18 protein-coding genes and 1 pseudogene are annotated in these 20,927 nt (G+C 59.7%); 6 read left to right on the plus strand and 13 right to left on the minus strand.

Annotated elements, in window-relative coordinates:
- From ACI38B_RS07600 to ACI38B_RS07645, 10 genes are all read right to left on the minus strand, one after another.
- On the minus strand, window positions 1-979 hold a 979-nt coding region (locus tag ACI38B_RS07600; protein WP_439730209.1), incomplete at its 3' end, for an alpha-amylase family glycosyl hydrolase.
- Window positions 980-1,411: 432 nt separating this feature from the next.
- Entirely contained in the window at window positions 1,412-1,867 is a 456-nt protein-coding gene (locus tag ACI38B_RS07605; protein ID WP_439730210.1) for a type II 3-dehydroquinate dehydratase, read from the minus strand.
- Between the two features lie 48 nt (window positions 1,868-1,915).
- Window positions 1,916-3,628, minus strand: coding sequence for a bifunctional shikimate kinase/3-dehydroquinate synthase (locus ACI38B_RS07610; RefSeq protein ID WP_439730211.1), 1,713 nt, complete (start codon window positions 3,626-3,628; stop codon window positions 1,916-1,918).
- A 66-nt stretch (window positions 3,629-3,694) separates the two neighbouring features.
- The gene (aroC, locus tag ACI38B_RS07615) at window positions 3,695-4,882 is read right to left on the minus strand and encodes a chorismate synthase (RefSeq protein WP_439730212.1); all 1,188 of its coding nucleotides are present in this window, start codon (window positions 4,880-4,882) and stop codon (window positions 3,695-3,697) included.
- 194 nt (window positions 4,883-5,076) lie between these two features.
- Complete coding sequence (gene mltG, locus ACI38B_RS07620; RefSeq protein WP_439730213.1) at window positions 5,077-6,288, minus strand: endolytic transglycosylase MltG; 1,212 nt, start codon at window positions 6,286-6,288, stop codon at window positions 5,077-5,079.
- 27 nt (window positions 6,289-6,315) lie between these two features.
- Window positions 6,316-6,798, minus strand: a complete 483-nt coding sequence (gene ruvX / locus ACI38B_RS07625; RefSeq protein WP_439730214.1) for a Holliday junction resolvase RuvX — start codon at window positions 6,796-6,798, stop codon at window positions 6,316-6,318.
- 7 nt (window positions 6,799-6,805) lie between these two features.
- The gene (gene alaS / locus ACI38B_RS07630) at window positions 6,806-9,481 is read right to left on the minus strand and encodes an alanine--tRNA ligase (protein ID WP_439730215.1); all 2,676 of its coding nucleotides are present in this window, start codon (window positions 9,479-9,481) and stop codon (window positions 6,806-6,808) included.
- Between the two features lie 84 nt (window positions 9,482-9,565).
- Window positions 9,566-9,802 (minus strand): hypothetical protein, encoded by a 237-nt coding sequence (locus tag ACI38B_RS07635; RefSeq protein ID WP_026650494.1) that lies wholly within the window; start codon window positions 9,800-9,802, stop codon window positions 9,566-9,568.
- A gap of 21 nt (window positions 9,803-9,823) precedes the next feature.
- A complete protein-coding gene (locus ACI38B_RS07640) occupies window positions 9,824-10,249 on the minus strand; it encodes a DUF948 domain-containing protein (RefSeq protein ID WP_439730216.1) in 426 nt (141 codons plus the stop codon).
- A gap of 110 nt (window positions 10,250-10,359) precedes the next feature.
- Window positions 10,360-11,034: a histidine phosphatase family protein gene (locus ACI38B_RS07645; protein ID WP_439730217.1), complete on the minus strand. Its 675-nt coding sequence runs from the start codon at window positions 11,032-11,034 to the stop codon at window positions 10,360-10,362.
- Window positions 11,035-11,153: 119 nt separating this feature from the next.
- Between ACI38B_RS07645 and ACI38B_RS07650 the strand changes: the two genes are divergently transcribed.
- The 4 genes from ACI38B_RS07650 (at window position 11,154) to ACI38B_RS07665 (ending at window position 17,765) form a co-directional block, all read left to right on the plus strand.
- Window positions 11,154-13,418 (plus strand): acyltransferase family protein, encoded by a 2,265-nt coding sequence (locus ACI38B_RS07650; RefSeq protein ID WP_439730218.1) that lies wholly within the window; start codon window positions 11,154-11,156, stop codon window positions 13,416-13,418.
- Window positions 13,419-13,773: 355 nt separating this feature from the next.
- Window positions 13,774-14,817: a DUF4236 domain-containing protein gene (locus ACI38B_RS07655; protein WP_439730219.1), complete on the plus strand. Its 1,044-nt coding sequence runs from the start codon at window positions 13,774-13,776 to the stop codon at window positions 14,815-14,817.
- Window positions 14,818-15,519: 702 nt separating this feature from the next.
- Window positions 15,520-16,938 carry an AAA family ATPase gene (locus tag ACI38B_RS07660; RefSeq protein ID WP_439730220.1) on the plus strand — a complete coding sequence of 473 codons (1,419 nt, stop codon included), beginning with the start codon at window positions 15,520-15,522 and terminating at the stop codon, window positions 16,936-16,938.
- Window positions 16,938-17,765 (plus strand): hypothetical protein, encoded by an 828-nt coding sequence (locus ACI38B_RS07665; protein ID WP_439730221.1) that lies wholly within the window; start codon window positions 16,938-16,940, stop codon window positions 17,763-17,765. The genes ACI38B_RS07660 and ACI38B_RS07665 overlap by 1 nt, the downstream gene beginning before the upstream one ends.
- A 4-nt stretch (window positions 17,766-17,769) precedes the next feature.
- On the opposite strand, the gene ACI38B_RS07670 is transcribed toward ACI38B_RS07665, so the two are convergent.
- The gene (locus tag ACI38B_RS07670) at window positions 17,770-17,934 is read right to left on the minus strand and encodes a hypothetical protein (protein WP_439730222.1); all 165 of its coding nucleotides are present in this window, start codon (window positions 17,932-17,934) and stop codon (window positions 17,770-17,772) included.
- A gap of 622 nt (window positions 17,935-18,556) precedes the next feature.
- Here ACI38B_RS07670 and ACI38B_RS07675 point away from each other — a divergent pair.
- Both ACI38B_RS07675 and ACI38B_RS07680 read left to right on the plus strand, forming a co-directional pair.
- Window positions 18,557-18,994 (plus strand): acyltransferase, encoded by a 438-nt coding sequence (locus ACI38B_RS07675; RefSeq protein WP_439730223.1) that lies wholly within the window; start codon window positions 18,557-18,559, stop codon window positions 18,992-18,994.
- Window positions 18,995-19,041: 47 nt separating this feature from the next.
- Window positions 19,042-19,407 (plus strand): phage holin family protein, encoded by a 366-nt coding sequence (locus tag ACI38B_RS07680; RefSeq protein WP_439730224.1) that lies wholly within the window; start codon window positions 19,042-19,044, stop codon window positions 19,405-19,407.
- Between the two features lie 208 nt (window positions 19,408-19,615).
- Here the strand turns inward: ACI38B_RS07680 and rpsD are convergent, their stop codons facing one another.
- Entirely contained in the window at window positions 19,616-20,242 is a 627-nt protein-coding gene (rpsD, locus tag ACI38B_RS07685) for a 30S ribosomal protein S4 (RefSeq protein ID WP_015450480.1), read from the minus strand.
- A gap of 277 nt (window positions 20,243-20,519) precedes the next feature.
- Window positions 20,520-20,927 (minus strand): annotated as a pseudogene (locus tag ACI38B_RS07690) (ATP-dependent DNA helicase PcrA); the annotation flags it as partial.

Below are 20,927 nucleotides of genomic sequence, written 5' to 3' on the forward strand. Positions count from 1 at the left end.
TCAGGGAGGTGACGTTGCCGTTGAACGCCTGGCTCATCTCGCTCTTGAATCCGAATTCGGTCACCGTACCGTTCTGTGTATAATGCGGCGGCTGGATGCCAGCGGCTTCGGAGCCATTGCCGATGACCTCCTGGATCCAGTAGATATCGGATGCGTTCTTGCCGATCTTCTGCGCAAGTTTGGCTTTCAGCGCGTGGAGGCTGTCGGTGTTGATGTGTTTGGCGGCGTCGATACGAAATCCGATTACGCCGTAGTTGTACATGCGGGCCATATAGTCGGCTTCGATATCCTGCACCTTGTCGGATTCGGAATCGAAATCAAGCATGCCAGACAGACGGCATTGCTGGACTTCTTCCTGATTCTTATAATCCGCAATCTGCTTGGTGCACGAGTGGAAGTCCGCTGCAGTCAAACCGTCAGGATACGTGGATGTCGCGAATCCCGGGAACGAACCGGTATCGGGTGTGTACTCGCTGCCATTCGTGCCGGTGTAGGTAGTGACCTTGCCGTCCGTACTTGGGGCAGCGGTGTTGTTCATGACCACATCGGCGATGATGCCAACACCTTGCGCCTTGCAGACGGTGATCATGTTCTTGAATTCAGCTTCGGTGCCCAGCTTTGAATCAAGCTTGTAGCTCACCGGCTGGTATGAGGTCCACCAGGTGCTTCCCTTGATGGATTCCTGGGGCGGGGACACTTCGACGTAGCCCACACCTTCGGGGCCGTAGGTGTCCTTGCATTCCTTGGCAATGGTGTTCCAGGTCTGCTGGAACGCGATGACCTGGACATCGCTGTTCACCCAGCTCGCCGCGTTGGACGCGGTGACGTTGGACGTGGACGAGCCCGAACTCGTCGAGGACTGGTCCCCTGCCTGCGCGACGACAGGAAGCGTCAACGCACCGGCGCCAAGGACCATCGCAGTGCACACGGCGACGCCAAGCGTCTTGCATGCCGCTGTTTTGAATCGTTGAATGGCCATATATCCTTCCAATTCTCAACTGTGAGATGCCCGTACAAGAAATCGCGCCGGATTGCGCGTGCCCTGCCGTGGCTGTATTGCATGCCCTCCGGCCGAATAATCGCGGTCACCTGAGGAGGTCCGTCATCGGATTGCATACGTTTGAATCAGGTATTTTCATGATATCGGGATTGTTCCGCAACACCAATGCAACGGTGCGATTGTTGAAAGTCCGCCATTGTCCAAAACCGTTTGACACTGTTTCATAGAGCCGCGTTCAGTGTTTTCTGAATCGCTTCCTACAAACGTTGTCATGCCGGTTGTCATGCCCGTGCCGCGCCTGTTCGTGGCGTCTATCACGCGCGCAATCCTCCACTGCGACACGCATGAAAAACAACAAGCCCCGACGATTCAACAATCGTCGGGGCTGAGCTGGCAGATTCGGGATGGAATTCAGACTTCCTGACCGATGATATGGGCCACCGCCTCGAGGGCGAGACGATACCCGAAGAATCCCATGCCGGTGATGGTTCCCGTAGCTACCGGTGAAATGACACTACGCTTGCGGAACTCGTCGCGTGCAGCGGGATTCGAGATATGTACCTCCATCAGAGGCACGCCGGCATCACCAACCATATGCGCCGCGTCGGCGAGGCCATAGCTGTAATGCGTGAACGCCGCCGGGTTCATGACGACCGGAATGGCGCCATCCGCAGCCTCATGCATCCAGTGAATCATCTCCGCCTCGTCATCGGTCTGCCGAACTTCCACATCCAGACCAAGTTCTTGCCCCCACAGTGTGCAATCCTTGCGCAGTGTTTCAAGGTCCTGATGCCCGTACACATCGGGCTGGCGGACGCCAAGACGCCCGAGATTGGGTCCATTGACCACAAGAACATGTCGTGCCATTGCTGTCCTTTCGCTTGTTACCGAATCCTTGGCAATCGCAGGAGGCGTTCAGTGCGCGGAGCGGATCCGTTCGAACGCCTCCTGCACTGCCTCGATAGGCGGATCGTCCAGATGGATCGGGTGGCCGACACCTTCGAGCACCACGAAACGCAGGGTGTTGCCGCGCGCCTTCTTGTCGCGGTGCATGAGTGCGAGCACGCTGTCCCAATCGCCGCCCGACCATGAAATCGGCAGGCCGAGCGAACCGAGCAGCTGACGATGATAGTCGACGAGATCCTGATCGATATACCCGAGGATACCGGACAGTTCCGCCGCGAACACGCATCCGACAGCAACCGCATTGCCATGCCGCCACTTGAAATGCTCGATCTGTTCGATAGCGTGACCGAGCGTGTGCCCATAGTTGAGGAATTCACGCAATCCGGCTTCGCGCAGGTCGTTGGACACGTGATAGGCTTTGACCTTCACCGTACGCTCAATCAGTTCGGCGACGACATCCTCAAGCGGGGATCCGAGGAACGTGGAACCGTTGAACTCGCGCAATTCCTGGGCATGATCCTCCAGAATGCTGAGAATCTCAGGGTCGCGGATGAATCCGGATTTCGCGACTTCGCCCAGGCCTTCGATGAAGATATCGTTGGGCAGGGTCTCCAGGGCCCGCATATCGGCGAGCACACCCGCAGGCGTGTAGAACGAGCCGACGAGATTCTTGCCTTGCGGCGTGTTGATACCGGTTTTCCCGCCGGTTGAAGCATCCACCATCGCCAGCAGGGATGTCGGGCAGTTCACGTAGCGGATGCCGCGCATCCAAGTCGCCGCGACGAATCCGGCAAGATCGGTCGCTGCACCGCCGCCCAAGCCGACCACGGCGTCCGAACGGGTGAATCCTTCCTCGCCGAGCCGCTGCCAGATGCCGTTGGCGACCTCGATGGTCTTGCCTGCCTCAGCATCCGGAATCAGCACGTCACTGACCTCGTACCCGGCCTGACGCAACAGAGCGCGCGCACGATCAGAATGCCGCTGTACGGGCGCCGTATGGATCAGGGCAATTCTCACCGGCCGGTCGCCCAGCACTTCCGCGAGATGATTCGACGTCCCGACGCCGATGCGCACATCGTACGGCGTAATCGACGCGCCTGTGACATGCACGTCATGTTCCATGACCATATCCATCACCTTCCTTGCCGCATGTTGCGGCGACGACCCACGGGTATGCACATGCACATTCGCGACGGCGCTGAACACCGGGTCGCGCACCTCGTACAAGGCACGCCAACGTGCGTCGGCGTCACCGGCGAGCATCGGTCTGTTGCCGCCACGACGCGCCCGCTCCATCGCTTCCTGCGGATCAGCTTGCAAATAGACGACTTTGCCGCCTTGCGAAATATACGTCTGCAGATTGCGCCGGACGGACTCGGTCATGGGCGCTCCCCCGCCGAGCGAGACGATACCGCCGGCCGTGCGCAGCAAATCGGCGATGACCTGCGATTCAAGTTCGCGGAACTTCGGCTCGCCGTATTCGCTGAAATACTCGGTAATACGCATGCCAGCACGCTGCTCGATCACCTCATCCGAATCAGTGAACCGAACTCCCAGCAACTGCGCGACTTCGCCGCCCACACGTGTTTTCCCGGCACCGGGCATGCCGATGAGCACTGCCACCGGCGGCTCGGCTAGACGAGGCGTGTCCCGCGACCTGTCTGACCGACGACGTTGACCATGATGGCGATTGCCGTGGCCGCCATGACGATGCTCAGTCATACCAACCTCACTCTGTAATCCGTGAAATCCCTACCGATGTATGCGAAGCTTGCCACTGGGCGACGCTCAGCGCAGATGCTCAGGCCAGGAGGCGAGATAGTTCTCAGCGTTCCGACGCGTTTCGGCGATATTGTCGCCGCCGAATTTCTCAAGGACGAACTGCGCCAAAGTCAGCCGCACCATCGCTTCGGCCACTACCGACGCTGCCGGGACGGCCGTGTTGTCGGACCGCTGATTGATTGCCTGTGCCGGCTCGCCCGTCAGCACGTCGATGGTGCGCAAGGCCTTCGGAATCGACGGGATTGGCTTCATCGCAGCCCTTACGCGGATGGGCTCGCCGTTGGACATGCCACCTTCGATACCACCGGCACGATTGCTCAGACGGCTGATCCGGCCGTCATCATTCACCACAATTTCATCATGGGCGAGGGAACCGGGACGTTCCGCTTCCTTGAATCCATCGCCGATTTCGACGCCCTTAATAGCTTGGATTCCCATCAGGGCACCAGCCAGCGCCGCATCGAGACGACGGTCTGATTCGACGTACGTACCCAGTCCTGCGGGAACGCCGTACGCGATGACTTCAATGACACCACCAAGTGTATCGGCAGATGCCTTCGCCTCGTCGATGCGCTCCATCATGCGCTGTTCGGCGTCTTTATCCAGGGTTCTGACCGGTGACGCATCGAGGGCGTCAAGGTCATCCGGTACCGGCAGCGGGGCATCCTCGTCAATGCCGACACCGCCGATGGAGATGACGTGCGCAACCGTGCGAATGGACAGCGCCTGTTCGAGGAAATTCGCGGCCACCGCGCCCAAAGCCACGCGGGAGGCTGTCTCACGGGCGCTGGACCGTTCCAGAATGGGGCGGGCGTCGGTGAAACCATATTTACGCATGCCGGTCAGGTCAGCGTGTCCAGGGCGGGGACGGCTCAGCGGCGCATTGCGGCCGGTATCAGGCAATTCGTGGTCAAGCGGGTCGGCGCTCATGACTTCGGTCCATTTAAGCCATTCGGTGTTGCCGATTTCGATGGAGATCGGCGAACCCAAGGTGGAGCCGTGGCGAACACCGGTCAGCAGGCGCACCTGATCCTGCTCGAATTTCATTCGCGCGCCACGCCCGTAACCGAGACGCCGCCGGGCAAGAGCCGCGGAAATATCCTTCGTACAGACCCGCACGCCGGCAGGCAGCCCCTCCATCATCGCGACGAGCGCTTCACCATGCGACTCCCCTGCGGTCTGCCAACGCAACATGTCGTCTCCTTTGCTCAAATGCCGGCTTGTCTGTCGTTTTCAGTATGTCCGTCTGCCGCATGGCCGCAATACGCGATTCCGCTCGTACCACGCAGCAGGCGCAGCTTCTCGAATAATAGCGTCAACCCGCTCCACGCGTACATCCGCGTCTTCTATATGGACACGAAAGACGCCGCTTGGCGCGTGCCGGCTGCTCAGTTCGCGTTGTTGTTCGAACTCTTGTATTCGTCACGCAGCTTCCAGAACTCATCCTCGGTGGTGGCGAATTTCGTCTCGCCGGTGGTGAGATTCACGGTGACGAAGTACAGCCAATCTCCCTCGGGAGGATTCATGGCTGCTTTGATTGCCGATTCGCCCGGATTGCTGATCGGCGTAGGCGGCAAGCCTGTATTCACTCGCGTGTTATACGGGTTCGACGCGTCCGTGAGCATGGCGTCCGTAAGCTTGTCCGCGGTGGTTCCCAGTCCGTAGGCGACGGTGGTGTCCATGCCGAGCGGCATGTTCTTGGCGAGCCGGTTGAGAATGACCCGCACGACCTTGCCGTAGTATTCGTCGGAGTTGACCTCGGATTCCGCGATGGAAGCCATGATCAGCATCTTCTCGCGGTCCGCCCCGGTGGGTGCCCCCAGCGAGTCGAGCTTCGCGATGCGCTTGTCGACCATGTCCTTGATGATTTCGCTGGCGGAGCCGCGGTTCTTCACATTGTAGGTGCCCGGTTCGAACCAGCCCTCGAATTTGCCGCCGGCTTCCGCAGGCAGGATTCCGGCGCCGCCGCCGTTGATGACCGCATTGAAGTCGTCGGCGCTGATGCCCGACAATTGGGCGGCCTCGGCGATGACTTGTGAAACCCGTTCTCCCGCCTTGACTTGCAGGAATCCGGTGGCCTTGGACTGGTCGGAAAGAATCGCGATAACGTCGGCGCAGGCCATGTGCTTTTTCAGCTCATACGTACCGGGATACAACGTGCTGTTGTTTGCGGCCACAGCGCTGGTGAATGCGGCCTGAGATTTGACGACATCGGCCTTGACTAGGTTGTTCCCGATTTCTGCCGGCCCTTCGCCGCTCTCCACCGTGAATTCCACTTTGCCGGTACCCGGTCCGGGATAATCGGCGGTCAACGCCTGCGATGCGCGTTCACGGGCATCACGCCAAGACTTGAGTTTGGTATAGCCGAATACGAGCAATCCGACAACCATGGCCACGACGACCACAATCGCCACGATACGAATGACCTGCTGGTTGCGACGCTTCTCGTGCGATTTGCGCAATTGGCGCCGTGACAGAGGCGCGTCATCGTTGGCATCGCTGCGTTCGGCGGTACCGTGGGGATGCGCATGGTCGCCATCGTCATCGGTACCGGTCCATTGCGAGCGTTCCTCGAAGAACTCGCGGAAATCATCTGGCATGGTTGTCTTCCTCTTCCTTTCGCCGGCCTACGCAGCCTCGTTGCTGGGCATGGCATCGGCATGACGGGCGTCCAACGCTGATTGAAGGATCAGCACCGCCGATTGCTGGTCGACCATCGGACGGTGGTCTCGTGTTGAAATCTGGGTATCGCTCAGTTGGCGGTGCGCGGTGACGGTGGTCAGCCGTTCGTCTTGCAGCTCTACAATCGGCACGTCGTCGAGCTGAATCTGCCCGGTGTTGCGGTATTCCAGCAGCCGCGACATGAGTTCGCGCGTCCAGCGTTGCGCTTTGTACGCGCTTTCTCCCTGTTTGCCGCTGAGCAGCAGGGGGACGCCCACAATGACGCGTCCCACCTGCTCTCGTTCGATGATGTCGATGACATCCTCGATGGCATCCATGGCATTGCCTTGGACTTTGATATTGCCTATCGGGTGTGCGAAGGTAAGCTCGGGGTCGGACAATGCGAGTCCGACCCGGGCTTCACCGAGATCGACACCAAGCCACACCATTGTGTGGTCAGCCTCTCATCGCCTCGTCGGCGAGAGAGCTCAACGCGGCATCGATCTTGCTCGCATCGGCGCCGCCGCCCTGGGCGAAATCAGGCTTGCCGCCGCCACCGCCGCCGAGCATCTTGGACGCACCGCGCACGAGGTCGCCCGCCTTGATGCCGAGCTTACGTGCGGATTCATTGGTCGCAACGGCGACCATCGGCTTGTCGTCGCCACTGATGCCAGCAAGTGCCACCACGACGGGCTTGTCGTCACCAAGACGGCCACGAATATCGAGGACGGTCTTGCGCAGCGCGTCGAAGGAACCGAAATGACCGACATTCTTCGAGGCAACCGTGACAGGCGTGTTCGAAGCCTGAGCGTCCTTCACAAGTTCTGGGACGGCCGCCGCGAGCTGGGCCTCGTACATGGAGGACAGGCGACGATCGGATTCCTTGAGCTTGGCGAGCAGCGTATTGACACGATCGGCGAGCTCGTCCGGGCGGGCGTTGAGCTTGTCGGACAGCTGCGAGACCAACGCATGCTCACGGGCGTTGAATTCGTATGCGCCTTGGCCGACGACCGCATCGACACGGCGGACACCGGAGCCGATGGAAGCCTCGGACATGATGCTGATCTGGCCGATCTTGCCGACATGGTCGACGTGGGTACCACCGCACAGCTCGCGGCTCCAGCCGTCCTCGCCGATGGATACGACACGCACGATATCGCCGTATTTCTCGCCGAACAGATGCATCGCGCCGAGCGCAATAGCGTCGTCGAACTTCATTTCCTTGGTGGTGACGACCAGGTTGTCGCGCAGACGGTCGTTGACGCGTGCTTCCACAGCGTCCATGACGGTCTTGCTCGGTGCCTTGGACCACTGGAAATCAAAGCGCAGACGGTTCGGGGCGTCTTCGGAGCCACGCTGGGTGGCTTGCGGGCCGAGTTCCTCACGCAGGGCCTTATGCACCATGTGGGTCGCGGTGTGGGCGCGCGCGATGGCGCCACGACGCTGCAGATCGATATTCGCGTTGACCGCGGCGCCGACCACGAGCGTACCTTCGGTCAGACGGCACTGATGGACGATCAGGTCCTTGATGGGCTTCTGCACGTCGTCGACTTCAAGCACCGCGCCGTCGTCGGAGATGATTTCACCTTGGTCGGCAAGCTGACCGCCAGCCTGGGCATAGAAGGGTGTGCGGTCGAGGATGACTTCGACATTCGCCGGGCCTATCACCGCAGGTACCGAGCCCTTGCCTTCCTGCATGATGCCGAGCACGGTGGAACGGCTCGAAAAATCGGTGTATCCGAGGAAGTCGATCGGCTTGGCGAGTGTCTTCTTGAAATCGTCGTAGACGCTCAAATCAACGTTGTGGCGCTTCTTGAGCGCGTCGGCGCGTGCACGGGACTTCTGCTCGTGCATGAGCTCGCGGAACTTCGCCTCGTCGACCTTGACGCCCTGCTCCTGGGCCATCTCAAGGGTGAGCTCAATCGGGAAACCGTAGGTATCGTGGAGCTTGAAGGCATCCTCACCGGAGACTTCGCCATGATTGCGCTTGGCCTGATCGACCGCGACGTCAAGAATCGTGGTGCCGCTTTCCAGCGTCCTCAGGAAGGCGTCTTCCTCGCCGTATGCGGATTCCGACACCTCATGGAAGGTGTCCTTGAGCTCCGGATAATTCGGTTCCATTGCCGCTTCAGAGACTGGGAAGAGCGTGGGCAGCACGTGGTCGCGCACACCGAGCATGCGCATGGAGCGCACGGTTCGGCGAAGCAGACGACGCAGCACGTAGCCACGGCCGACGTTGCTCGGACGCACGCCGTCGGACATGATCATGAGGGCGGAACGCACATGATCGGCCACCACGCGGAAGCGCACATCCGCGTCAGCGTCCTCGCCGTAGGTGCGGCCGGAGAGCTTCTCCGCGGCCTCGATGACCGGGAAGACCTCATCGGTCTCGTAGATGTTCTGCTTGCCCTGCATGAGGTACGCGAGACGTTCCAGACCGGCGCCGGTATCGATGTTCTTGTGCTCCAGCTCGCCGACGATATGCAGGTCGGTCTTGGACTTGACGTTGTCGACTTCGTAGTTTTCGAAGACGAGATCCCAGATTTCGATGAACCTGTTCTCGTCGGCCGCGGGGCCGCCGTCACGGCCGTATTCCGGTCCGCGGTCTACGTAAATCTCGGAGCAGGGGCCGCCGGGGCCGGGGCCGCCGGTGGTCCAGAAGTTGTCTTCCATGCCGAACACCTGCATATGCTCGGGGTCGAAGCCCTCGTTCTTCCAGATCGAGCGCGCTTCCTCATCGTCAGTGAAGGTGGTCACCCAAAGCTTTTCGGGGTCGAAACCGTAACCGCCTTGGTCCTGCGGGGTGGTCAGCAGCTCCCACGCATAATGGATGGCCTCCTCCTTGAAGTAATCGCCGAAGGAGAAGTTGCCCAGCATCTGGAAGAAAGTGCCGTGACGAGTGGTTTTTCCGACCTCGTCGATATCGAGCGTACGAACGCACTTCTGGTTCGAGGTCACGCGCGTGGCTGGCGGCGTCTGCTCACCGAGCAGGTATGGGATGAACGGCACCATGCCTGCGATGGTGAACAGGGTTGTCGGGTTCGGTGAGATAAGCGAAGCCGACGGCATGACCAAATGGCCATGCTTCTGGAAATACGTGAGGTAACGCTTTGCGATGTCTGCTGTGCGCATAAGCGGGATGACTCCTTGTGTTGTGTGCGGCTCGCGGTTGCGGCGTGGGCCTGCGTTGTCAGTGCCAGACTGGTGCGGCACCTGTTACTTTGAAATACCTGAATACTGTGCGTTCAACTCCGCTTCGCGCGCTTTGCGGGTCGTGTTGAAATCCTCGATAAGACCGGCGAGCGTGCGTTGCAGGACGTTGTCCTGATCGGGGCCGAGCAGGAATTGCCTTGCGTTATCAGGGGTGTTGGCCTTGACATAAGCCTGGGCTTTGGCGACGGCCACCACACCGATGACCACGCCTACTGCCACCCAGAACGTTCTTTTCATGATGCTCCTTGTCTGCCTGCCCGGTTACTTCGTTGATGTCTTCGCCTGCGTCTTGGCTTCAGCCGGCTTGGTGGGCACGACCTGCTTGCGTGCGGTTTTCTTGGAGAAGAACTGCTGAGCCGTCGACTTGAGCGCATACACCGTGGATGCGGCCTTGATGACCGGCTTGCCAAGGAAGGAACCGTACAAATCGGTCAGCGCGGTGATGTTGCCCATCGTGGTGGAGGCGGAATCGGAGATGCGATTGACGTCAGCCAGGGACTTGTTGACCTGCTTGACTGTGGTGACCCCCTCGTCAATGGCGGGGATGGCGTGGTCACCCGACTCCTTGACGGTGATGGCGATCTGGTCGAACAGTTTGCCCAGCCGGATCAGCGGGTAGATAAGGAAGCCGACAAGAATCGCGAATGCGATTGCCGCAATCAGCCCGGCGATGTCTCCAACACCCATGCGAACCTCTTTCTGCTCACGCGCGTAAAGCGCTACGATACCGGGTCAAGCCTAGTAGGCGGGCGAGACGCGCGCCTTGTTGACGAATCTATCTCCCCCGGACGTGCAGGTCAATCGTTGTAGGAAATTACGCTCAGCGCCGTATCGAAGGGGGCTTCGGTGTCGAAGTCAAGCTGTGTCACACTGCCGTTGCCCGGTCGTTCTGACAGGTCATAGCCCTCCGGGGCGAAACGATGCATGAGACTGAGCAGGGTGTTGCCGTGAGAGATCTGCAATACGCGGTCACCGTCATGGAGCATGTGATTGGACGCGATAAGCCGGTATCCGCCTTCAATCCGGTTCCAGTATTCCTCGTCTGATTCAGCATCATGGAAGGGATCGGCCTGTTTGAGGAAATCACGGGTCGCGGCGAGTCCATACTGCGAGACGATTTTCTGATAGGTGCCGGCGCCATGGGGAGCCCCCGCCGCCCACCAGGAGGCGGACATATCCTGTCCTTCGAAATACCCGTAGTATTGTTCGCGGAAATGCATATCAGCAATCAGTGTCGGACGCTGATGACCGTGGCTTTCGTTCACGTCGAGGATCATGCGTGCCGTCTGTTCCGCGCGCGTGGTGTCAGAACAGTATGCGGCGGCAAACTGGATTCCTTCGAGCTTGTGGGCGGCGCGTTCGGCATCGGCGAGCCCCTGTTCGGTCAGCGGGGAATTCGACCAGCCTTGCAGCCGGTTGTAGCGGTTAAAATAGGTCTGGCCATGTCGGACCTGATACAGATGCAACTTCATGACACCCATGCTATAGCCGTGCGTCTGTAGGGGCGCATGTCGCACCGGCGTGTCGTTTTCGAATACGTCTGTAGCGGTTTGTACAAATGTCTAACGCATTGAACGCGAGGAAGGGAACCATGGCAAGTCAAGCCGGTATCAGCGAACACCAGTCGCAAGAAGGCATGTCGTCGCATGGCGGCAGTCGATACCTTGGCATTGACGGGTTGCGCGCCCTCGCGATCGCGTCGGTCGTGCTGTTCCATACGCGTCCGTCCATGCTCTCCGGCGGTTTCCTTGGCGTGACAATCTTCTTTGTCATCACCGGTTTCTTGAGTACCCGCAGCATTGAGCGCGCGATCGGACGCGGTGGCTTCCGGTACGGTTCATACGTGCTCAAGCGGTTCAAACGACTGTGGCCGATGGTCTTGGCATCCATCGCGTTGACCATTCCGCTCGTATACCTGTTCTCCCCTTCGCTGCTGCTCAAGGCGCGTGCGGACGCGTTGCCTGCGGCGGCATTCGTGGTCAACTGGGTGTATATCTTCCGCAAACTGCCGTATTTCGCCGCGGCCGGCCTGCCTTCTCCCCTGACCCCGCTGTGGTTTGTGGCGATTGTCATGCAGTTTGCTGTGCTGTGGCCGGCAATCCTGCTGCTGTTGCACCGCATCTGCCTTTCCAGCTGGATGATGCACGCGGTGGTATTGTTCCTGATTCTTGGTTCATCCGTCGCCATGGGGGCGCTTTCCTTCAACGGGGACGATACCGCGCACCTGTATTACGGTCTTGATATGCGCGCGGCTGAGCTGCTGGTCGGCGCCGAACTCGCGCTGTTGCTCGCGGATCGCGCAGCGGCGTCAGTGCCGAAAGGTACCAAGCCGGGGCTTCGTGCGGCCACCGACGACTCCGCGAACGACGGATGCGGGCCGCGGGTTCCGGCCCGTGCGTGGGTGAATCGCTTGTCCAAGCGCATGACTACTCGCACCACCGTAGGCGGCGTGACTATCGGCATGTCCGACATACTTGCGTTGATCTCGCTGCTTGCCCTGGCGGCCGGCGTGGTCGTTGTTGATGGCGAGGCCATATGGATGTACCGCGGCGGCTATCTGGCGGCGGCCATCTTGGCGGCACTGCTGGTCGCCGCCTGTACGGTACGCGGATCTGCCACGGCGGCGATTCTTGGGTGTCGGCCGTTGGTCGTCGCGGGGTCTCGGGCGTTCGCGGTGTACATCATCCATTTCCCGCTGCTGGAGATCATGAATCCGGCGACACGCACGACCACGATGCCGTGGTGGGGCTGGCTGTTGCAGTTCGCGGTGATTGCAGGCGCGGCGGAACTCATCCACCGCTTCATCGAAGTTCCGGTGCATCGTGGCATCGCGGCCGGAACCACTTGCGACGCGACAGAAAAGGGCGCGAAGCCAGCTGCCGGCAACAACGATGGTAACGCGGGTCAGCCCAACGATAACAACGCGGCGCCGAAGGCTATGGCAGGCCTCAAGCCGGTGGTGGCAGGCGCCGGACGTACCGTGCGCACATATCTTGCGGATGTGCAGCCGGCGGCGAAGGTGATGGCTGCGGCTGGTTTGGTCGCTGTCATCATTGTCGGGTGCCTGCCGTTCGACTGGGACGGCATCGTTGAACAGCGTTCAATCGAGCTGCGTCCGGAAATCGCAGGCGAAGCCCGTCTCGCCGGGAAGAAGGCCCTCGCTGGTGTCCCCGGACCGTCACCGTCCGCGGGAGCGTCCAAGGCGTCAGATTCCGCTGGACACGCCGCTTCCTCATCGTCCAAGCCCTCGACTTCAGGCTCGTCCAAGAACGCCCAGCAAACTCCCTCGAAGGCCCCCGCCACGCCGAAGATGAACGCGCATGCCGAAAAAGTGCCGACAGGCGTCCCGCTGTCGTCGTGGTCTTTCGATGCGGCGACCGGCGTGTGCAGTGCCGATCCATTGATCATCGGGGATTCCGTGGCTTTGGGAGCCGCGGATATCATCCAGCAGATCATGCCCAAAGCCGTCATTGATGCGCAAGTCAGCCGGCAGATCACCACAGCGCCGGGAATCTACGCCCAACATGCCGGGGCAGGGCAAGGCGGCAGCGTGGTCGTGGTCGCGCTCGGCGACAACGGCCCGATTCGCGACGAGGCCGAATTGCAAAGCATCGTCGATGCGATGGATGGCAAGCCGGTGTACTTCCTCACCTTGCGCGTTCCGGTCTCGTGGCAGGACCAGAACAATGCGATTCTGCGTTCCTTCGCGGCGAGCCACCGCAGTGTCGGCATCATCGACTGGTACGGCACCAGCGAAGGGCACAGCGAATACCTGTACGACGACGGCACGCATCTGACGCCGCAAGGCCGCCCGGTGTACGCCACCATGCTCCGCCAGGCATTCTGCGGCCAGTAACGCCCGGATTCCTTCTGATACCTGATTGTGTGCTGTAGACTGACGGCATGAAACGGTAGCAAAAGTATTCAAGACGTATCCTCAACACAGCACCAGCCAGCGCCCCGCTGGTACACCTCTCTCACCGAGGTTGTCGAGGATGCAGAAGAACATTGTAGAAATCTCGATGGGCGTTCTAGCGGGATCGTGACGGCGATGGCTTTCGCGACATGCAGGAATGCACGTCAGGGTTCAGCAATAGGCATGCAAAACAAAGCCAGTGAGCCATCTGATGGCATTGTGCGCAATGACGGACAATCTAAGGATGACTGTGGACGTTGCCGATAAAGGAACGTTTGAGAAGGAGGAACGAACTATGGGCATGCACTATAGGAAGAGCATCAATCTAGGCGGCGGATTCCGTATTAACATCAGTAAAAGCGGCGTTGGGTATAGCTGGGGCATGAAAGGCTTTCGGCATACAAAGACAGCACGCGGGACTACGAGAAATACATATTCAATTCCCGGTACCGGTCTTTCATATGTTGAAGAGAACGGCAAGAAAAAGCGTCCCAATGGCGGAAGTAGCCAAGACTGGAAGAATCAGGGCCAAGCGGCTATTGGCAACGCCATCAGCACCGAGAACGTCAATGTCAACGATTATCAACCGGCTGAATACGAGGAACTGCTGGAGCAGATGAAGAAGGCCCAGAGACTTGATTACCTTAGCACTTGGCTTATAGCGACTATTATTCTCGTGGCGTATCCGTGGTTCATTCTCACAGCGATTGCTGGCGTCGTTCTCAAAATCTTGGTCCGTTCTAAAATGAAAGTGTCGATGGAGTATTCGTTCGACACCGAGTCACAAGCTGCTTATGAGGACCTTTCCGCCATTTGGATGAGCCTCAACAAGAACCAGAAGTTTTGGCAGACGGTTTCTGAGAGCAGTTTGGATAGAAAAACGAGCGGCGGCGCGTCTCGTGGGGTTAACAGGATATCAGCTAAAGCGATCGATAAGTTGCCCTTTTTCGTGGAATCAAACGTGCAGCCTTTTGGTTTGAAGTTACGCAAGCAGAAGGTTTATTTCCTTCCGGACAAAATTCTTGTAGTTTCGAGGTTGAATGTTGGAGCCATTAGCTATTCGGATGTTGACATGGAGTTTGGTACGATACAATTTGTCGAGACTGCCCCCGTCCCAAAGGACGCCAAGGTTGTTGGCCAGACTTGGCTCAAGGTAAATAAGAACGGGACACCTGACAAGAGGTTCAAGGATAACCGGCAGGTGCCTGTCTGCGAATATGGCGAAGTACTTGTTAAGTCGGGAACTGGCTTACATATTGAGCTGATGTGTTCTAATAGCGGGACGGTTGACGAAATGCGTGAATCCGCAGTAAAAGTCCTCGAACAAAGACTTGGTTGACCCGCTTACTGGCTAATGCTCAGCAAGGGCGAGTCAAAAACGAGCCTATCTCGGATGCAACCACGGTTTGCATCTCATCATACAGAGCATCCGATCGGCGGGATACAAACTGTGTTCATGGTCGAGTCGGAGCCTCTGACGTTTTCTTTTGACAAGCCATAAGCCTGCGCTGGACAAGCCGGTCGAATCGACGGCGACCGGCGCGTTGATGAGATGTGAGTCGCAGCGGTTTTCACGCTCACGGCTTCAAGTACGCGAGCGGGCTGCGTATGCCAGCCAGTGCCTTCCGTCCCCGCAATTCTACGGGAGCATGGGATGCGGGTCGGCGTCCGCCCACCCGGCCTGCGCCAGCCGGTGGAGTGTCATGGCGGCGGTCCGGCCGCACAGGGTGCATGCGATATGCCGCCGTACTTATGGGTGTCAGTAATCTGCCAGTCGTCGGACCGGGCTTCCCACAGGAGCCGCTGTTTCATCGTGCTGAGGGTGGGGCGGCCTTCGGGTAGTAAGCTCTCCGGTACCGGCGCCCGCAGTCGTCGCATCGCAGGATGTACCGGGTGACGGTCTCGAATGTCATGGTTCCTCCTTCTTTCTGCCATATATACGCCCGAACGGTTGCGGACATTACGTCTTCGCGCTACAATTGTTGTAGTTTTGGCATTTATTATACCATTTTGACAAGTAAGATGTATTGGAGACTGGGATATGCGCATCGTCGAACTGCGACTGGACCACGTCCGGAACGTGGGGCACGGGGAGCTGTCGTTCAGCCGGCTGCCGTCAGGCGGCAGCATGACCGGAATATACGGGCAGAACGGGTCAGGCAAGACGGCCGTCATCGACGCCATCGCCATCCTTGACCATCTCATCTCAGGCGATCCGCTCCCCGAATACAGCAACGACATCATCGACGTCGAGACCGGCACGGCCACCATCACCGCCGTCATGTCAATCGGCGGGGATTACATCGAATACGCCGTCACACTTATCACAGGGGACGCCGACGGCGGCAATCGCTCCCTCGTGTCCGAAGAGGCGATCCGCGTCGGGGACACTCCGGATAGGCTTGGCAGGGTCATCCTACGTCATACCGCGACCGACACCGGGTTCGCATGGTACCCCTCATATCTCAGACGGAGCATCAACGCGATAACCGACCTTGACACCGACATGCGCAGGGCTGAGGAATACGCATACGCCACCAACCGCTCCTTCCTGTTCTCCATCATCCACGACGCGCGGGGAAGGGCGACTGAGACGCAAACAATCACCCGCATGTGCGACGCCCTCAAAGAGAACGACCATGTTGCGGAACGGACCAGACACTACGTGGAGGCCGTTGCTGGCCGTTTCGACCGCCGTCTCGACCGGCTCATCGACTCCGCACGGAACGCCGTATACGTATCCAAGACCAAGCGCGGCGCCCTCGCCGTCTTCTGGTACATGCCGGTGGAATCCAGCCGGACGGGAAGAAGCAGGCTGGTCAACCTGACAGCCACCACCCCGGTCCCCCGCACGGACGCCGATGCGATACGGTCCGCCATCGGCGTATACAACATGGTATTGCCGACCATCATCCCCGGATTGCATATCGACGCGACCATCTCGCCCGCACCGGCGAGCGAGGAGGGTGAGGAGCGGGTCAGTCTCCAACTCATGTCGGAACGCGACGGGCGGCGCATTCCGTTCCGCTGCGAATCGGAGGGTGTCATACGCCTCACCGGCATGCTGTCCTATTTCATCCACGCGTTCAACGACCCGGACGCGCTGGTCGCCATCGACGAGATAGACACCGGCGTATACGAGCTGCTGCTCGGCGACCTGTTGAAGCAGATGGCGGAAGGTATGAAGGGTCAACTGGTGTTCACCGCGCATAATCTCCGGGCGTTGGAGACCGTCCCGCCGTCCTGTGTTCGCGTCACCACGACCAACCCCGAACGCCGGTATGCGACGTTCCATGTCAAACAGTCGAACAACAACCGGAGGAAGTATCTGGCGGACGCGCTGCTCGGCGCGGAAGGCGACAACCTGTACGATCCGCCGCTCCCCCACATGTTCGGCGCGGCATTGTATTGCGCTGCTCATCCCGATAATGGACCTCAAAACGGCTACGGGGAGGACTGATGCCAAGAAGAAAGCTCGTCCTCCTGTTGGTCGAAGGCGAAAGCGACAACCGGCTCCTCACCCCGTCCATTGCGCGACTGCTCCGGGACAGGCCGGTGGAAGGGGCGCCGTTCCGTTGCGATGTCCTCCCAGCCGTCATCCACCCCGAAGAATACCGGGAAAAGACCGGAAAATACCCCAAGCAGGACATCGTCGAAACGATAACCGAATTCATCGACGGGTTCTTCGACCCCAATCATTCTGATTACCGATGGTCAGATCTGTCACATATCGTTCACGTCGTCGACTTGGATGGGACTTTCATCCCCGACGAACTGGTACGATATACGGCAGGTCTGCCGAGGCCCATCTACCATCGTGACGGCATCGAAGTTTCCGATGTCAGGCGATTCATGGAGAACAGGATGGCCCGAAGAGCGTCCATCGGAAGACTCATCGACGTTTCCCATCTGAACCACACCGAGCGGCCGAAAAGACGGGAAATCCCGTACCGGCTGTTCTTCGTCGGACGAAACCTAGAGGACGCCTTCGCCGACGAGGCGGGAAGCAACCTGACCGACGATGACAAGCAACGGCTCGCCTATAGGAAGGCGATGACGTTCACGACAAACCCGGCGGTATTCGAGCAACGTCTCATCACGTTGAACAATGCGTGCGGATCGCCGCAGGACTGGCGGGATTCTTGGCGGTATGTCATGGATCGAGGCGGCTGCCATTCCTTGGAGCGGTGCAGCAACCTGTATTGGATCAGGGATTTCATCGCTTCAAGCCAAGTGACATTGACCGACGCCCCGCGCAGGAAACCCCGGAAGGCCAATAGGGCGTGAGAGTTTAAGACGGGCCCGTCCCTGATTCGACCACCTTCCAGGTCAAGCCGTCCGGCCGTTTTCGCGGGTCATATTCACGACGCACCTTGTCAGGGAACCGCTTGCCGAACGAGCGCATCAGGCTTTCCCAGTACGCCCGTTGACTGGCGTCCTCCTCTTTGTTGGTCACGCGGACACGCCTTTCCTCCGGCAGACAGGGCAAAATCACGCCCGCCGTCCGTCTCCCAGCCGGCTTCGCGGGCGGAGTGGATAAGCAGCCAGCGCTGCGAGTACGCTTTCCGTCCGCGGATTGACGCGAATACGGTGCCACACCCGTCGCGCGCCAGCTCGTATTGGGGGTTGTCCACGGTTTTCACGGTCATGACCGGCCTCTTTCCGTCGCGGCCCTGACCGCAGCCTACTCGTATTCATCGGCAAGCAGGCGCAGTATGGTGACGATATACCGGTAGGTGTCCGGCGTTTGGATCGGCTTGAAGAACGCGCCATGCCCGGTCGCCGTACGCGCGGTGATGTGGTCACACGCGAATCGGAATACCGGCCATGTGTCTGTCGTCCTTGTCGAATTTGGCCAACGAGATGATGACGCCCATCGCCTGTCCGGAGTTGTCGTTCATTGTCTGTCTCCCTGTTGTAGTTGTATTTTACGTTCGGCTTGTCCTTTCGCCCCACCGGGCGGCGAGCACGGCCTCCGTGTCCACGTCGAGGAACCTGTCAGCCATGATGCTTCCACTTGTCACACCGGTCATGGGGACGGTGCCGACAGTGCCGATCCATTGATCATCGGGGATTCCGTGGCTTTGGGAGCCGCGGATATCATCCAGCAGATCATGCCCAAAGCCGTCATTGATGCGCAAGTCAGCCGGCAGATCACCACAGCGCCGGGAATCTACGCCCAACATGCCGGGGCAGGGCAAGGCGGCAGCGTGGTCGTGGTCGCGCTCGGCGACAACGGCCCGATTCGCGACGAGGCCGAATTGCAAAGCATCGTCGATGCGATGGATGGCAAGCCGGTGTACTTCCTCACCTTGCGCGTTCCGGTCTCGTGGCAGGACCAGAACAATGCGATTCTGCGTTCCTTCGCGGCGAGCCACCGCAGTGTCGGCATCATCGACTGGTACGGCACCAGCGAAGGGCACAGCGAATACCTGTACGACGACGGCACGCATCTGACGCCGCAAGGCCGCCCGGTGTACGCCACCATGCTCCGCCAGGCATTCTGCGGCCAGTAACGCCCGGATTCCTTCTGATATCTGATCGTGTGCTGTAGACTGACGGCATGAAACGCTTTCTCATCAACTGGCTGATTATGACCATCGCCGTCGGCGTCATGGTCGCGTTGCTGCCCGGCATGCAAGCGAAAGGCGAACCACCGATTCTCGGTATCGCTGCGTTCTCACTGTTCATGGCGTTGATCAATGCGTCGATCAAACCGGCCGTTCACCTGCTGGCACTCCCCTTCTCGCTGCTGAGTTTCGGATTCGTTGCGCTGGTAATCAACTGGCTGTTCATGGAGCTCGCCTCGTGGCTGGCCTTCTCGTTCTTCGACGTGGGTGTCGTCATCGACGGATTCTGGTGGTCGGTGCTCGGCTCGCTCATCATGTCCATCGTGTCGTCGATTGTTTCAGGCGTGTTCGGCAAGTAAGCTGACTCCCCGCAGGTGTTCGCGGATCTTCATTGACCCCGCGGACCGTACAGGCTCCGTTTGTCGCAGAATACATCGAAGTTTGGCTAATTCTGCGGCAACGGACCCCATGCGGCGTCTGTCGATAGAAGAAACTGCAAATAGCACAAGACCCCGCCAAAAGCGGGGCCTTGTGCTGTATGTCCTTGAAAAATGGAATGGATCCAGGTCAGCGAGCGTAGAACTCGACGACGTACTGGATGTTCACCTGCACCGGAATCTCTTCCGGAACGGGCTTGCGGGTCAGGGTCGCCTTCAGGGAAGCGAGGTTGACGTCGAGGTACGGCGGAACGGCCGGAAGCACGTCACGGTGGACGCCTTCGGCAGCAGCCTGGAACGGCACCATGGTCTGGCTCTTCGGCTTGACCTGGATGGTCTGGCCGGGCTTGACGCGGTAGGACGGGCGATCGACGATGTTGCCGTCAACCATGATGTGACGATGCACCACGAACTGGCGGGCCTGGGCGGTCGTGCGGGCGAAGCCGGCACGCAGCACGAGGGCGTCGAGACGGGTCTCAAGATCGGTGAGCATAGCAGCACCGGTCTGGCCGGCGGTACGGGTGCCCTTGACGTAAGCAGCGCGAAGCTGCTTCTCGGAGATGCCGTACTGGGCGCGCAGACGCTGCTTCTCACGCAGACGCACCGCGTAATCGGATTCGGTGCGGCGACGGGTGCGGCCGTGCTCGCCAGGAGCGTACGGACGCTTTTCGAACAGGCGCTGGGCCTTCGGGGTCAGTGCAATGCCGAGGGCGCGAGAAAGACGCACCTGACGGCGGGAACGCTGAGCGTTAGTCATATTGTTCCTTTTCTGTCGTTATCTGAACGGAACGCGAAGGATATTCCCTCGCGCTGAGCCAGCCTCTCCAGTGCTTCATCGTGCCAAGCACGAACAGAGGACCGCTTTGTACGGACCGCCGCCGACCCACTGACGGGCTAAGACTCCAGATAGTGCGTGCGGTTGCACACACGAGTCACTAACATACACCACACCTGCGACCGCGCTAGCGGCTCCCCTGCGACGGCGTGCCGGGAGCGCCGTGCGAAGCGACTGGGGGTGTCAGCAACGCATGCGCTCAGAGCTTCTCGATCGGCGCCGCGCGGAGCATGAGCCGCTTGACGCCGTCAGACCCGAAGTCCACGGTGATTACGGAGTTGCGGCCCTTGTCCTGCGTTTCCAGAACTTTGCCGAGACCGTACTTGTCGTGGGTGATCTTGTCGCCGACGTTGAAATCGGCGATATTGAGGCCGTTGTCCTTGCCTGTCTGCGATGTGCCGGACGCTGCGCTCTTCTTGTGCGAGACGGCTGAGGTGTGCCGGGTGGTCACTTTCCCGGAACGCCCCGAACCTGATGACGAACCATAGCCGTACGAGCCGCGGGAACCATACGAGGAGCCCGAACGCGACCCATAGCCGCGCGACGACGAACCTGACCGCGACCCATAGGATGAACCACCGTACGAAGACCCGTACGTCGAGCTGCC

Origin of the sequence: Bifidobacterium sp., from assembly GCF_051876855.1 — a bacterium.
Lineage (GTDB): Bacteria > Actinomycetota > Actinomycetes > Actinomycetales > Bifidobacteriaceae > Bifidobacterium.